Origin of the sequence: Simiduia litorea (genome assembly GCF_042853465.1) — a bacterium.
Classification (GTDB): domain Bacteria; phylum Pseudomonadota; class Gammaproteobacteria; order Pseudomonadales; family Cellvibrionaceae; genus Simiduia; species Simiduia litorea.
In genome coordinates this window covers 2,370,035-2,382,953 of sequence record NZ_AP031497.1, presented here as the reverse complement: position 1 = coordinate 2,382,953, position 12,919 = coordinate 2,370,035, and the positions used below count along the sequence as shown (strand labels likewise).

At 49.5% G+C, this 12,919-nt stretch carries 15 protein-coding genes; 10 read left to right on the top strand and 5 right to left on the bottom strand.

The window, feature by feature from the left end; all coding sequences use genetic code 11:
- Positions 1 to 95 precede the first annotated feature (95 nt).
- Entirely contained in the window at positions 96 to 998 is a 903-nt protein-coding gene (locus tag ACGHTT_RS10625) for a fibronectin type III domain-containing protein (RefSeq protein WP_390590458.1), read from the top strand.
- A 2-nt stretch (positions 999 to 1,000) separates the two neighbouring features.
- Here ACGHTT_RS10625 and ACGHTT_RS10620 read toward each other — a convergent pair whose 3' ends face one another.
- Together ACGHTT_RS10620 and ACGHTT_RS10615 are read right to left on the bottom strand one after the other, a co-directional pair.
- A complete protein-coding gene (locus ACGHTT_RS10620; protein ID WP_390590457.1) occupies positions 1,001 to 1,399 on the bottom strand; it encodes an acyl-CoA thioesterase in 399 nt (132 codons plus the stop codon).
- Between the two features lie 37 nt (positions 1,400 to 1,436).
- Positions 1,437 to 4,349 (bottom strand): insulinase family protein, encoded by a 2,913-nt coding sequence (locus ACGHTT_RS10615; RefSeq protein WP_390590456.1) that lies wholly within the window; start codon positions 4,347 to 4,349, stop codon positions 1,437 to 1,439.
- A gap of 166 nt (positions 4,350 to 4,515) precedes the next feature.
- Here ACGHTT_RS10615 and ACGHTT_RS10610 point away from each other — a divergent pair, with 166 nt between their 5' ends.
- A complete protein-coding gene (locus tag ACGHTT_RS10610) occupies positions 4,516 to 5,253 on the top strand; it encodes a DUF599 domain-containing protein (RefSeq protein WP_390590455.1) in 738 nt (245 codons plus the stop codon).
- Here ACGHTT_RS10610 and ACGHTT_RS10605 read toward each other — a convergent pair.
- Positions 5,231 to 5,509, bottom strand: coding sequence for a GIY-YIG nuclease family protein (locus tag ACGHTT_RS10605; RefSeq protein ID WP_390590454.1), 279 nt, complete (start codon positions 5,507 to 5,509; stop codon positions 5,231 to 5,233). The genes ACGHTT_RS10610 and ACGHTT_RS10605 overlap by 23 nt on opposite strands.
- On the opposite strand from ACGHTT_RS10605, the gene ACGHTT_RS10600 reads away from it, so the two are divergent.
- Complete coding sequence (locus tag ACGHTT_RS10600) at positions 5,508 to 5,825, top strand: nucleotide pyrophosphohydrolase (RefSeq protein WP_390590453.1); 318 nt, start codon at positions 5,508 to 5,510, stop codon at positions 5,823 to 5,825. The genes ACGHTT_RS10605 and ACGHTT_RS10600 overlap by 2 nt on opposite strands.
- Before the next feature lie 3 nt (positions 5,826 to 5,828).
- On the opposite strand, the gene ACGHTT_RS10595 is transcribed toward ACGHTT_RS10600, so the two are convergent.
- Entirely contained in the window at positions 5,829 to 6,524 is a 696-nt protein-coding gene (locus ACGHTT_RS10595; protein ID WP_390590452.1) for a response regulator, read from the bottom strand.
- Positions 6,525 to 7,859 carry an ATP-binding protein gene (locus ACGHTT_RS10590; RefSeq protein ID WP_390590451.1) on the bottom strand — a complete coding sequence of 445 codons (1,335 nt, stop codon included), beginning with the start codon at positions 7,857 to 7,859 and terminating at the stop codon, positions 6,525 to 6,527.
- A 254-nt stretch (positions 7,860 to 8,113) separates the two neighbouring features.
- On the opposite strand from ACGHTT_RS10590, the gene ACGHTT_RS10585 reads away from it, so the two are divergent.
- The 7 genes from ACGHTT_RS10585 (at position 8,114) to ACGHTT_RS10555 (ending at position 12,915) form a co-directional block, all read left to right on the top strand.
- Complete coding sequence (locus ACGHTT_RS10585) at positions 8,114 to 8,401, top strand: hypothetical protein (protein ID WP_390590450.1); 288 nt, start codon at positions 8,114 to 8,116, stop codon at positions 8,399 to 8,401.
- 154 nt (positions 8,402 to 8,555) lie between these two features.
- Positions 8,556 to 9,368, top strand: coding sequence for a methyltransferase domain-containing protein (locus tag ACGHTT_RS10580; RefSeq protein ID WP_390590449.1), 813 nt, complete (start codon positions 8,556 to 8,558; stop codon positions 9,366 to 9,368).
- Positions 9,369 to 9,483: 115 nt separating this feature from the next.
- Positions 9,484 to 10,005 (top strand): glycine zipper 2TM domain-containing protein, encoded by a 522-nt coding sequence (locus tag ACGHTT_RS10575; protein ID WP_390590448.1) that lies wholly within the window; start codon positions 9,484 to 9,486, stop codon positions 10,003 to 10,005.
- A gap of 13 nt (positions 10,006 to 10,018) precedes the next feature.
- Positions 10,019 to 10,510 (top strand): hypothetical protein, encoded by a 492-nt coding sequence (locus tag ACGHTT_RS10570; protein ID WP_390590447.1) that lies wholly within the window; start codon positions 10,019 to 10,021, stop codon positions 10,508 to 10,510.
- 52 nt (positions 10,511 to 10,562) lie between these two features.
- Positions 10,563 to 10,829, top strand: coding sequence for a PepSY domain-containing protein (locus ACGHTT_RS10565; RefSeq protein ID WP_390590446.1), 267 nt, complete (start codon positions 10,563 to 10,565; stop codon positions 10,827 to 10,829).
- The gene (locus tag ACGHTT_RS10560; RefSeq protein ID WP_390590445.1) at positions 10,830 to 11,531 is read left to right on the top strand and encodes a response regulator transcription factor; all 702 of its coding nucleotides are present in this window, start codon (positions 10,830 to 10,832) and stop codon (positions 11,529 to 11,531) included. It abuts the gene before it with no gap.
- Entirely contained in the window at positions 11,524 to 12,915 is a 1,392-nt protein-coding gene (locus ACGHTT_RS10555; RefSeq protein WP_390590444.1) for an ATP-binding protein, read from the top strand. The genes ACGHTT_RS10560 and ACGHTT_RS10555 overlap by 8 nt, the downstream gene beginning before the upstream one ends.
- Positions 12,916 to 12,919 lie beyond the last annotated feature (4 nt).

Genomic DNA, 12,919 nt, shown 5'->3' with positions numbered 1-12,919 from the left:
GACTAGTTGTTGATGTTTGACATAATTAACTGGTTGCCAGTCGTGCGGTTTAACGGGCTAGACTGTTTGAAGTGGTTAGCAGAGGTAGATGTAAAATGATTAACAGCCAGCAAAATGTCCGTTTGGGCGACCTTTTACTCGAAAAAGGTTATATAAATAGTCATCAACTCAAGGAAGCCATGCGCTTGCAGAAGGCGCGTCGGGCTGAAGATGTTGCTGCTGGCATCATCGATTATAAGCGCCATGCGCTAGGTTCGATATTAGTCGAGTTAGGCTACGTCAATCGCTGGCAGTTACGGCGTAATTTGAATTGGCAGCTGGTCATCAGGAAGACGGCCATGGTAATGGTACTCGCCTCGCCACTGATGAATACCGCGTGTGGAGGCGGTGGTTCTGGTGAGTCAGGAAAGTCTGCAATTCAGCAGCCCGTGCCCTCACCAACGAATACACCAAACCCCACGCCAACACCTGTCCCGGCTCCTGCACCCGCCCCGACGCCAACACCAACACCGACCCCGGTGCCGCCAGGGCCTGCACCGACGCCAGCGCCAACCCCGACGCCAGCGCCAACCCCGACGCCAGCGCCAACCCCGACGCCAGCGCCAACCCCGACGCCAGCGCCAACCCCGACGCCAACCCCGACGCCGACGCCGACGCCAACCCCGACGCCAACACCGACGCCGACGCCAACACCGACGCCGACGCCGACCCCGACGCCAACAGGCCCAGTAACGGTATCTGGCCCGGTGACGGTCAATTGGGATCAGCCTACATCGCGAGAAAATGGCGATGCATTAGACGTATCGGAATTGGGTGGGTACGAAGTTCGCTATCGTTTGGCGAGCGAGACAGAGTTTACCTATGTGCTCATTGAAGACGGCTATGAAACTGCCAAGTACATAGGTGATCTTTATGGTAGCTACGAGTTTCAAGTGGCGGTATATGACACTAACGGTCTATACAGTCAATTTGTTCCCGGACGTGTGAACGAGCCTTAAATTTACGTGGGTTGGAAGTCGTGCGCGGCGAGGGCGTCGCGCTGACTTGAGGTTATCGGACTTGCCTTTTGTGCTTGGTAGTCAAAGTGCACCAGTGTGGTGGTGCCTTTTGCTACTCGTTGTTGCTTCTGCCACGCCTCCTGATAAACATGCAGCGAGCTTGTGCCAATTTTCGAAATGCCGGTTTTTACTAAAATTTCTTGTCCGTAATAAATTTGCGCGGTGAAGTCAATTTCAAACCTAGCCAAAATGAGTGGCCAGGTTTGAATGTCTAGTGTTGGCGTAAAAATTTTGAAAACGGGTTGCCGTGCCTCCTCGAACCAAACCGGCAGGGTCGTATTGCTGATGTGGCCTAGCGCATCTGTTTCAGAAAAACGCGGTTGAATAATTTTCTCGAACATGGGCTAGGCTTCTCTCTCTGGGTGTCAGATTAGGTGTTTATAAAGTGTGAATCGTTAAGCCTAATTGCTTAAGTTCATCTTCTCGAGCCTTATGGGATACAACGGCAGTACTGGCTAGCTCAGGCCGGAGGTAGGTGTCTGCTACTCTTTGGATATCGCTAAAGGTCACGCTTAAAATACGTTTGCGAAAAGTTTCCCGTATAGCGCGAGTACGACCAAATAATTCTGCGTGAAAGGTTTGTCTTGCTTCGCCGGCTGGCGAGCCTGGTTTATCGATGGAGCTGATAACACCCAAAATAGATTCTTCTATTAAACGCGGATCTTCCTTTTGCTTGGCGAGCCAAGTGAGTGAATTATCGAAATCGTTTAAGGTTTCAGATAGGCGCGGATCTCGGTAAGAATAAAAGCGGAAGGAGGCAATGTTACTATCATGACTGGCACCGCCGCCATAAGCGCCGCCTTGCTCTCGGATCGCCTTGTGCAAATAATTATTGCGCAAATAACCGGCTAAAACGGATAAGGCCGGTGCATCTGCGTGCTCCATGGGTACGGTCTTATAGGCTTTGGCGCAGAAGTTAACTTGGCTGTTAGCAATCCATGCTTGGGAAATCTTTTCGTTAACATGAGCCCAATTAAAATTTTCAAATGACGTTGAAAACGTTTCCTGTCGCCATGGATTAAGTGCATTAACCATAGGTGGTAAATGTTGTTGATCGGCAACCAGCAAAAATTGCCGCGGCGCGGATTTTACTTTTTCGTGTATGGATGCAAGCTGGGTTAGAAGTTGGCTAATCGCCTGATCGTCGCTTAGTGATTCATCGAGTTTTTTGATGAAGGGAATACGCACCAAGCCAGACAGTTTGTTGGTTAGGTGCGCTGCAGTGCAATGGCCACTGCTGGCGGCCGTCATCGCTAAGGAGTGGCCTTGGCCCGTTACAGACTGTTCGCGTCTGGCCCGCATTTGCGACACTAATTCGCGTACGCGATCTTTTTCATCAAACCGCACGCGGTTGAGGGTGTCGTGCATCAGTGCTGTGGTTTCAGCTTGATTGGAGGCCAAGGCTTTGGCAGACAGCGTGATATTTGCTGAGATACCGTCGACGCTGTCGGTACCGCCACGCAAGCTACTGAACATGCTTAATGTACCCAGTACTCGAGATTGGCGTTGTTGTGTGGTGAGATAATCCTCTGTGCCGACGCCGAGCTCCGTCGTGCAAAATGTATAAATGGGCAGCAACTCAAATTCAGCCGAAGATAGTGCTGGCATTTGCATAATAAGTTGTTGGTAAACAATACCGTTGGTACCGGCGGCGTATTGCGTTAGCGGTGTCTGATTTTTGTCTACCACACTTGGCGCCACATAATGCATTTGTGCGGGCACGTCCTCTAAACCTACCTTTGGCAGTAGGCTGGGATCATCTTCTTGATCTTGTCGCGCCAAGAGTGCGTGGGTTTGATCGATGATTTGTTGTTTTTCGGTTGCACTTAAGCTGGCTTTTAGCGTTGCGAGTTTTTGGCGTTCCGCAAGTGCTTCAGCTTCAGCTTGACTGTGATCTGGTGTCATCACCAAACGAACTCTATGGCTGTTATTAAGTAGCCATTTTTTTACCAGAGTTTGCACATAGCTTGGTTGCTTAATTTTCTCTCTAAGCTCAGCTAATGCAGGTTCCAAGTTTAACAGTGTCATCGGGTCGCCGCGATGTGTTGCTGACGTGAGCGCCGTTAATATCAATTGCAGACCATAGGGGTAGCCATCGCCGCCAATTTCGCGCTGCTGTAATTCCAGCTGGTGCAGGCTGGCTTCCACCTGCTCTTGCGGCAGCCCATCGCGTGCAATTGATTCAAATACAGCGAGTACTTGAGCTTCAAACGCCTCGGCGTGTTTGGCTTCACTGCCGGCGATGCCGCAAAGAAATGCCAGTTCTTTTTGTGAGTCATCTAAGCCGCACAATGGTGAGGGCGACTTGCCGAGTTTGGTGGTTTCCAGCAAATGCTGTAGGGGGCTTGCACTATTGTCAAATAGCAAACTGGAGAGTAATTGTGCTTCCAAGGTGTCATCGAGGTCGGTGCTCTTGCCTAACAACCAGGCCATGACAATGTGGGTCTTATCCTTTAAATCCTCTTCCGCAGGCAATGGGTATGTGTGCGCAGCGGTAATAGGTTGGTTGAAACGTTGCTCATCTTCAACCGCAATGACTTGGTTAAGCCTTTCGAACCTATTGAGCGCTTTTTCTTCAAATTGTTTTTGCAGTTCAGCCGCGGGCAGATCGCCATAGGTCATGAAAATCGCATTGCTTGGGTGATAGTGACTTTTATAGAATTGCGTCAATTGCTCATAAGTTAGATCGGGAATGTCTTTCGGATCGCCGCCACTGTTGTAATGATAGGTGGTAGTGGGGAAGAGGTGATGGCAGAGTGTATGCCAAAGTTGCGACGGCACGGAGCTCATTGCGCCTTTCATCTCATTAAATACCACTCCCTTATAAACCAAGGGCGATTCGATGTCGTCGGCTTTTTCAAACTCAACTCTATGACCTTCTTGCGCGAAATCAAGCGGATCTAAGCGGGCAAAAAAAACTGCGTCTAGATACACATCTAACAGGTTGTTGAAATCTTTGCTGTTTTGGCTGGCGAAAGGGTATGCCGTCCAATCTGAGCTGGTAAAAGCATTCATGAAGGTATTCAAACTGCGCCGAATCATCATGAAAAACGGATCGCGGACGGGGTACTTTTCTGAGCCGCACAGTGCCGTGTGCTCTAAAATATGTGCAACCCCTCTTGAGTCTTTAGGTACCGTGCGCAGCGCCACTAGAAACACATTCTCATTGTTGTCTGAGGCGATATGGATGTGCTGTGCACCCGTGTTCCTGTGCCGATACTCTTCAAGTACGATATTTAAGGAGTTGACGGGTTGACGACGGATGAACTCAAAAGTGGAGTGGGCATTCATGGGTTTACTACAGCGCCTGTTGGGATTTGTCACATTGTAACCCCGCTTTGACTTCTGTGCGAGGCACCGGCTGGTTAAAAAATGTACCAAACCCGCAGAAAACTAGACAGAAATAGCTTGCTCACGCTAGTGTTAAGCTTAAATAGTGCTAAAGGATTGATTTGCGATGTTTCCAGCGTGGTTCGAAACTTACGGTGCGCTTATCGCCTGTACCTTTTGGTTGTTTTTTGTCTGGGTAAGTTATGCTCAATTTGCCCACTACCGCGCGAAAAGAACCCATTGCTTAGCATCGCAATTACACGCTTTTAGAATCTTGTGGATGAAGCGGGTGATGCGACGTGACAATCGCGTCACGGATTCCTCCTTGTTGGCCAGTCTTGAGCGCAATGCCAGCTTTTTTGCCAATATTACCGTGTTGGTTATGGCGGGTATTGTGACCGCCTTAGGCAGTGCCGGCCAAGCTAGCAATTTACTCAATGCACTACCGTTTAGCTCACCAGCATCGGCGCACGATGCGGAAATAAAGTTGATGCTCTTGTTTGTTATTTTCGCCTATGCCTTCTTTAGTTTTACATGGGCTATGCGTAAATACGGCTTTTGTGCTGTGTTAGTCGGCGCTTTTCCGCTTGTGGAAGAAAATGTCGAACAGTCAACTCGGGATAGTTTTGCAATCAATACGGCGCGGGTTATCGATCAGGCGGGGCACAGTTACAATGCCGGCTTGCGCGGCTATTACTTCGCCATGTCTTTTTTGGCGTGGTTGGTTAGCCCGGTCCTGTTTGCCTTGTCGGTTTTGTTAGTGGTGGCGGTGCTTTACCATCGGGAATTTCATTCCAAAGCCCTTAAAACGCTGGTTCAGATCACCGAAGACTCGAGTAACATTAGGGTGCGTGAAGATCAATAAGTCGTTGCTTTTGTTGCCGGCTGAGTTGTTTTATTTGCCATTCTCGTTTTGAAGCGGAGGAGCGATCTGGGTAAGATTCCTGATAGCAGACGCGCAGCGGTCTTCGGCCCCTAAAGTATTTCGCCCCTTGACCGCTTGCGTGTTCAGAAAAACGCCGGTCTATGTCAGTACATATTCCCGTATAGAGGCTGTTGTCGCTGGCTAGAATGATGTAAACAACCCACGCTGTTTCTGTACTCACAGGAGTTGTACTCATGTTAAATTATCATTCCTATCATAACGCCTTTAAGAAAATTGCGGAGATGAATGGATGGTGCAATTTCCACACTCCAAGAAACTTAGCGCAAGCCGTATTACAGGAGTCTGCCGAGTTATGCGCCGAATTTCAATGGCTGACAGATCAGCAATCTACAGTCTTATCAGATGAAAAACTGGCGAAAGTCGGTAGTGAGGTAGCTGATGTTGCGCTCTATTTATTTGCCTTGTGCGAGGCTTTGGGGTTGGATTTGGATGCGGTGATTCAAGCTAAACAGGTGTTGAACGCAAAAAGATTCGATGGGCGCCAAGAGTAGCGTTTACTCGGGTTCATATTTATAACCCGCGCCATAGATAGAGTGAATGAATTCTATGCCTGGGTTTATTAATGCTAGTTTTTTGCGCAATTTTTTTATATGGCTATCGATGGTTCTTTCACTGACGATTCGATGGTCGTTGTAAATGCTCTCCATTAACTGGTTGCGAGAAAAAATTTGCCCCGGGTGGTTCATTAGCCGCTCGAGTAGCTGGCACTCCACTGTGGTTAACGTTTGTACTTGATTTTTCCAGCCAACTTTATGTTCTCGTATCTTAAGCTCTAAAGTCGGTGCATGGGCTGCTGCAATATTCTTGTCTTTTGCTTGTAGCGCTGTGCGGCGCAAAATTGTTTTGACGCGGGCAACCATTTCTCGCGGGCTGAACGGTTTGCAGAGGTAGTCGTCGGCTTGTAGTTCAAGGCCTATGAGGCGATCCACTTCCTCAACCTTTGCCGTCACCATGATAATAGGGATACTGCTAAATTTTCGGATTTCCCTGAGCAGCGTCAAGCCATCGATATTAGGCAGCATAATGTCTAAAGTGATGGCATCGGGTTGGTTGTTTTTTACCCAGTCAATGACTAAGTTTCCATCGTGAATCTGGTGGGTTGTAAAACCCTCGTGGCTCAAATAGTCAGCTTGAACTTGAGCAAGTTTTTCTTCATCTTCTACGATGAGAATGCAACGTTGTAATGTCATCTAGTCAACCTTGTGGGGCCATTTTTTAACGATTAGCTCTATTTTTAGTCCACCTAGCGGTGAGTTTTCTGCTTTTAATTCGCCTTCATGTGCCTGAGCAATGCGCTTGGCAATCGTTAAGCCTAGGCCACTGCCGCCGGTTTTTCGGTTTCTGGAATTTTCGACGCGATATAAATGGTTGAATAGCAGCGGTAGCTCCTCGTTGCTTACGCCTGGTACAGTGTCCTCTATGCTTAAACTTAAGTGCTCGCTCTCTGAGCGCAGTGTTAGCTGGATGATGCCGCTTTTATCGGTGTATTTTAGGCTGTTGTTAAACAAATTTGATAATAGCTGTTCTAGCCTTGCCGCATCACCCCACATCCAGCAGTTGGGTGTGATCTTTGATGTCAGTGTCAATCCCGCATTTTCGGCTAGGTGGGCATTTTTATCGACGGCGTGTTGACATAGTTGCGAAAGGTTTACGGCTGTTTTTTGGTAGCGTAGGTTACCAATGTCACTATTGGCTAGTTCACTTAAATCTTCTATCAAACGCTGTAGCTGTAGGATTTCTTCGTGCACGGCGTTAACATTTTCTTTATTTAGCGGCCTGATGCCATCCTGCATGGCTTCAAGTTGCGCTCGCGCGATGGCGAGTGGTGTTCTAAGTTCGTGTGAGGTGTCAGCTAGCCAGCGTTTTCGTGCCGTATCAGTGCTGGCTAAAGATTCCCGTAGGTCGTCAATGTCCCGGCCGAGTTGGCCCAATTCATCTGCACGTGCGCCCTGATTAACGGCGGTGACATAGTCGCCTCTGGCTAGCAAGGTAATGCGTTCCGCCAGTTGTTGCAGCGGCGTTAAAAAGTGCCTTGATAGCAGCGCCGCTAATATGCCCGCTAATACAAATACCGCTAAGGCGCTTAACCAGAGCGTTTTTTGTAAGTATTCAAAGAAAACCTGTTCATAGGCTTCGTTAATGGGCGGTTGTTTTCTCAATCTTATCCAACCCGCCAAATGCTGTGGGTTTTGTTGTGAGTAAATAGGGAAGTCGACCCATTTTTTTTGATTCGCTGTTGGTCTTGATCGAGGCGGGAATAGTGTTTTTTTGTCGCTGTTAAGTAATTCTAGGTCGCGTAGCGGAAAGCGCGATGGTGCGTCAGCTCGAAAATTAGGCCCCGGGTGCGGCGGTCTTGGGCCCGGCGATTCATTTTTTTCTGGCAGGTTGCTCAGCAGTAATCGCACCAGTTCTCGCTCAAGCTTCGGCGAAAAGTTCCAGCCGTCAGTGCGATCGTAAAAGTTACCTAGCGCTTTTAGCAAGGGTTGAAGCTGCTGTTGTTGTTTGGCGAGTTGAAAACTGTCCATCCCGCTAGAAATACTCCAACGCATAGTGAGGAGCATGCCGGATGTGGCTAGCAGGCAGGATAGAAGTAGGGTAATAAAAAGCTTACTGCTGATTGACACTTGGGTGCGCACTGGTTGGTTTTTAACGAGTTTAGCTTTTTCTTAGCAGCACGCCTAACGACTCTGGGGCGAATCCTTATTATTTGCACATTTTCTACCTTATTTGTGCGTATTGCTTGGTTAGTCTATGGCCATCTAACCAAGAGGATCTTTGTATGAAACGCGTAATAGTTGTTGGTGTATGCGCCAGTCTGTTGTTTCTGAGTGGTTTGGCCTTGGCGCAAAAGCCGAGTAAAGGTAATGGCGAGCGGCAGCCGCCCAAGGAGGCGATTACAGCCTGCGAAAGTCAACCTGAAGGCGCTGCAGTTAGTTTTACCACCCCGCGTGGTGACACCCTAAGCGCGACCTGTACTTTGCTTGATGAGCAATTGGTGGCGGTGCCGGAGGGCCATAAAGGCAGAGGTGGCAAGGGGCGACCGGATGAGGCCGCACAAGGAGACTAATCGCTGGCAACCTTGCGGTGTTTGGGATCTCTTGTTCGTTTTGGTGTTTTTATTGCTATAGGCAATCACTTATCTGAAAGATCTACCTAGCTTGGGTGACAAGCTAGGTCTCGATCTTTAACATAGCAGATTGTCTTCCCTCCTAGCGATAACCATGCACAAGCCACCTAGTCGTAAACGCCCTCCGATATTAGATTCCGATAGAAATTTTGATGATCTGGCGCCGCGTTTTGCCCGCAATGTTTATGGTGGCGCTAAGGGTGCATTGCGCTTAGCGGTGTTACAGCGAGATTTTCAGCAACACTTATCTGAGTTGCTCGGGCAGGCGACAGGTGTTGATATCTTTGATGCTGGTGGCGGTCAGGGGCAGTTTGGTTTAACCCAGGCGGTGGCGGGGCACAGGCTAACCTTGTGTGATATCTCAGCTGAAATGTTAGCCTTGGCCAAAGCGCACGCTGAGGTAATGGGTGCTACCCAAGTCGAGTTTATTCACGACAGTGCACAACGTATTGCCCAGCAGCCGGTGCATCAGCGGCGATACGATCTGGTGTTGTGTCATGCGGTACTGGAATGGGTCGTCGATCAAGAGGGTTTATTGAAGGCGTTAAGTGACTTCCTGAAACCCGGTGGCTATTTATCGTTGACGTTTTACAATCGTCACGGCTTAGTCATGAAGAATCTGTTGCGCGGTCAAGAGCCCCCCATTCTTACCGGCGAGTTTCGTCCGCACCGCGGCAGCCTCACCCCAAACCGGCCGCTGGACCCCGCTCAGGTGTTGGCTTGGCTCGAAGCGGACTGGCAACTGTTATGCCACAGCGGTATTCGGGTTTTCCAAGATTACCAATTAACCCCCGAAAGTCGCCTCATGAGCCCACAAACCCTACTCGAGCTCGAATTGCGTCTGTCGCGCGAGGAGCCATTTCGCAGTCTGGGTCGCTATCAGCACTTGCTTCTGAAAAAGCGATGATTCTTTTCTTCGCCGGTTAGCCTTAATCGGCTTCGGTTCAGCTTCGGTTCAGGTTCATCTCTGTATTCTGGTTTCAAGGTCGGAAAAGACCTCTAAACCGTTAAGGAGAAGTACCATGAACAACCGTCTTTTAGTGTCTCTAGGGTGTGTTTCGGCGTTGCTGATGCAGCCTGCGTTTGCAGGTCACAACGAGCGCCAAGATTTTGCCAAGGTTGTATCGGCTACACCCATCTACGAACAAGTTGCCTATAGCCGCCCGCAGCAAGAGTGCTGGGTGGAAACCGTCGCCTACGAGCGCGATAACCGCAGCAAGTCTGCCACGCCCATGTTGCTAGGTGCGGTAATTGGCGGCGCCATCGGTCATGCCATCGGTAAAAACGATCGTCGCTCTGGCACGGCTATCGGTGCCGTGTTGGGTGGCAGTATTGGTCATGATGTGGGCAAAAATGGTGGCACTAAACACGTGGAGTATCGCGATGAAGAGCGCTGTGAAACCCGTAGTGTTAAGCAGTACGAAGATCGCTTAATGGGCTACGACGTCACTTATCGATATCACGGAGACACCTATACCACCCGTATGGATAGAGACCCTGGTAAGCGTATTAAAGTTGCCGTGTCTGTAACCCCTATCTACTAAGAAGGAAAGCCACATGAAAAGATTCATTAATCAAATACTCTGTGTCGGTGTGTTAGTGGGTGTCGCCTTACCGGTGATGGCGGGGCATAGGGATCACGATCAAAGTAGTGTGTCGGTGGTTTTTCACACGCCTTACACCGATAGGCATTACCGTAACTTCAGCCCATATATCAGCGGCCATGGACATAGGCATGGGCACAAGTGCGGCCACCATTGGAATGGTCGCTATTGGGGTAAGCCCGTACCTTATTATCACGGTTACCGCTATCGCGACAGCCATCATGGCAGGCACCATCGAAAGGGGCATCACAGCGGCCACCATAATAGGTATGATGGCCACCATGGCAGAGGCCGCCACGACAATGGTCGCCACGGCGATGGCCGCCACGGCAGAGATCGGCATGATCGCGGCGACGACTGGGGCGATGGGCATCAGCGCGGTGGGCACGATCGAGATAGGCATGACAAAGGTCGCGGTGGCAAGGATCGTCGCCATGGAGATTGATCAGCTAAACCGTTAAAAACTGGGCGCTTCGGCGCCTTTAGGGGAGCAAAAAATGCGTTTTATCATATTCACCTTCATCTTGGCTCTTGGCAGCGCGTCGCTTTACCTACCGCAGGCGGAGGCGGCCGTTTGGCATCAAGGGCCAATGCAAGATGACCAAGCGAGTTCGAGCAGCGAGGCGGCGCAAATAGCGCGTGATCGCTTTGGTGGTCAGGTGCTTAAGGTGCAGGCCCAAGGTGAAGGAAAAAAACGCAAATACAAGGTTCGGCTTTTGCTCGATGATGGTCGGGTCAAAGAAGTGACGATTCAGGGGCAGTAAATGCGATTGCTAGTTATCGAAGATGAACCGGCGCTGCAAACGCAAGTTCGTCAACTCTTTAGTCAGCGACACTGGAGTGTTGATATTGCTGGCGATGGCAAAGAGGGCGCCTATTTAGGCCGCGAAAACCCTTACGATGTGGCTATTGTCGACTTAGGTTTGCCACAACTTAACGGCATGGATGTCATAAAACAGTGGCGTCAGGCCGGCAATAAAGTCCCGGTGCTTATTTTGACTGCTCGGGATCACTGGCAGCAAAAGGTTGAAGGCTTAGAGGCGGGCGCGGATGATTATTTAACCAAGCCGTTTCAACCCGAAGAGTTACTCGCCCGCGTCAATGCGTTAGCGCGGCGCGCAGCAGGGCAAGCCACGTCGGTTTTGACTGCAGGCCCCTTTGTATTAGATACGCGTGCTCAATCGCTAACCAAAGATAAACAAGTCTTAAACTTAACCAGTTTCGAATACCGATTAATTGAATTTTTAATGCTGCACAACGGCAAAGTAATCTCGAAAAGCCAGTTGACAGAGCACATTTACGAGCAGGATTTCGATCGCGATAGCAATGTTATTGAAGTGCTCGTGGCGCGCTTGCGTAAAAAAATGGATGCCGAGGGCAAGCTTCAGCCCTTGCGGACTGTGCGCGGCCAGGGCTATCAGTTTTCCATTGCCGCGGATGCCGGATCAGGTAAAGGCATTGATTAAGCTCTCGGCGCAATGGTTGATCCAGTCGATAATGGGGCGCTTGTTATTGGCAAGCTTGGCGCTGTTGCCATTGCTCATTGGTGCCACGGGAATTGGTTTAGATAGGGCGTTTCAGCAAAGTTTAGTTGCTGCGGAAAAATTGCGTTTGACCTCACAGGTTTACTTGTTGTTGGCCGCCGTAGATATTGACGATGGTCAGATAATCATGCCAAAAGTCTTTACCGAACCTCAGTTTTCGCAACCTGGCTCCGGCCTCTATGGTTTTATACATCGCGATGACAACGGTAAATTCGGTAGCCATGATGAGCGTTGGCGCTCCAGTTCTGCCCAGTGGTTGAGCGCAGAACAGTTGCTGATAGAGCCGACGCACAAACTTTCCAGTTCGTTAATTGAATTCTCTGAAAGCGAACAATTTTTTATTCTGCACTATCGAGTTCGCTGGGAGCTCGCTGATCAATCGCATTTGCCCTTAGTGTTTTCTGTCTATCAAGATAAGGCTAGTTTTGACACAGGCCTAGCTGCTTTTCGCGCGGAATTAATTTATTGGATGGCAACCATTGCCATCGTGACCTTACTGACGCAGTTTTTCTTGTTGCTATGGGGGCTTCTACCTCTGCGTCGATTGACCCAGTCCGTCGCGGCGTTTACGCGCGGTGAAACCAGTCGAGTGCAAGGCGAGTTCCCCATGGAGTTAAGAGGCCTAACCCGCAACGTCAATGCGTTGCTTGAATCGGAAAAGCGCCTGCGAGAACGCTATCGAAATACCTTGGCAGATTTAGCGCACAGTGTAAAAACGCCCTTGGCCGTTGTGCAAAACGCCTTGCGTGATACTGAATTGGATAAACCTCTGCTCTGGGAGCAAATGCAGCGTATGCAGGATATTGTAAGTCATCAATTGCAGCGCGCTCAAATTGGTCGCAGTGATTTTTTAACTGCAATTGATGCTGTAGTAATTGCTCGCCGTATTGTTAATAGCTTGAAAAAATTGCATCCTCAGGTGCATTTCAATCTGCCAGACGCTGAATTATTTTTACGTATTGATGAGAAGGATTTATTCGAGTTGTTGGGCAATACTCTGGAAAACGCGTGCAAATACGGCGCGCAAAGAATTGCTGTTCGCGTTGCTAGCGACGTGCATCGGGGCGAGCCTTATAATGTTATCAGTCTTGATGACGACGGCCCTGGTGTGCCGGGGCACTTGCGTGAGACAATCTTGAGTCGCGGCCAGCGAGCCGATGAAAAGCAAGCGGGGCAAGGCTTAGGCCTCGCCTTAGTACAGGATATCATGATGGCCTATGGTGGTGAATTGGAGCTGTCGACCTCTGAGTTGGGTGGTTTGCAGGTAAAATTTTTTTTCCCAACGCTTAAAGTATCTGTAGGTTAGTTTT

Excerpts from the sequence above, each read along its gene's own strand:
- ACGHTT_RS10585 (WP_390590450.1), top strand. The coding sequence starts at position 8,114 with ATGAAACGCGTAATAGTTGTTGGTGTATGCGCCAGTCTGTTGTTTCTG.
- ACGHTT_RS10605 (WP_390590454.1), bottom strand. The coding sequence starts at position 5,509 with ATGAGTACAACTCCTGTGAGTACAGAAACAGCGTGGGTTGTTTACATC.
- ACGHTT_RS10590 (WP_390590451.1), bottom strand. The coding sequence starts at position 7,859 with ATGGACAGTTTTCAACTCGCCAAACAACAACAGCAGCTTCAACCCTTG.
- ACGHTT_RS10615 (WP_390590456.1), bottom strand. The coding sequence starts at position 4,349 with ATGAATGCCCACTCCACTTTTGAGTTCATCCGTCGTCAACCCGTCAAC.
- ACGHTT_RS10575 (WP_390590448.1), top strand. The coding sequence starts at position 9,484 with ATGAACAACCGTCTTTTAGTGTCTCTAGGGTGTGTTTCGGCGTTGCTG.
- ACGHTT_RS10620 (WP_390590457.1), bottom strand. The coding sequence starts at position 1,399 with ATGTTCGAGAAAATTATTCAACCGCGTTTTTCTGAAACAGATGCGCTA.
- ACGHTT_RS10625 (WP_390590458.1), top strand. The coding sequence starts at position 96 with ATGATTAACAGCCAGCAAAATGTCCGTTTGGGCGACCTTTTACTCGAA.
- ACGHTT_RS10610 (WP_390590455.1), top strand. The coding sequence starts at position 4,516 with ATGTTTCCAGCGTGGTTCGAAACTTACGGTGCGCTTATCGCCTGTACC.
- ACGHTT_RS10565 (WP_390590446.1), top strand. The coding sequence starts at position 10,563 with ATGCGTTTTATCATATTCACCTTCATCTTGGCTCTTGGCAGCGCGTCG.
- ACGHTT_RS10595 (WP_390590452.1), bottom strand. The coding sequence starts at position 6,524 with ATGACATTACAACGTTGCATTCTCATCGTAGAAGATGAAGAAAAACTT.
- ACGHTT_RS10570 (WP_390590447.1), top strand. The coding sequence starts at position 10,019 with ATGAAAAGATTCATTAATCAAATACTCTGTGTCGGTGTGTTAGTGGGT.
- ACGHTT_RS10600 (WP_390590453.1), top strand. The coding sequence starts at position 5,508 with ATGTTAAATTATCATTCCTATCATAACGCCTTTAAGAAAATTGCGGAG.
- ACGHTT_RS10560 (WP_390590445.1), top strand. The coding sequence starts at position 10,830 with ATGCGATTGCTAGTTATCGAAGATGAACCGGCGCTGCAAACGCAAGTT.
- ACGHTT_RS10580 (WP_390590449.1), top strand. The coding sequence starts at position 8,556 with ATGCACAAGCCACCTAGTCGTAAACGCCCTCCGATATTAGATTCCGAT.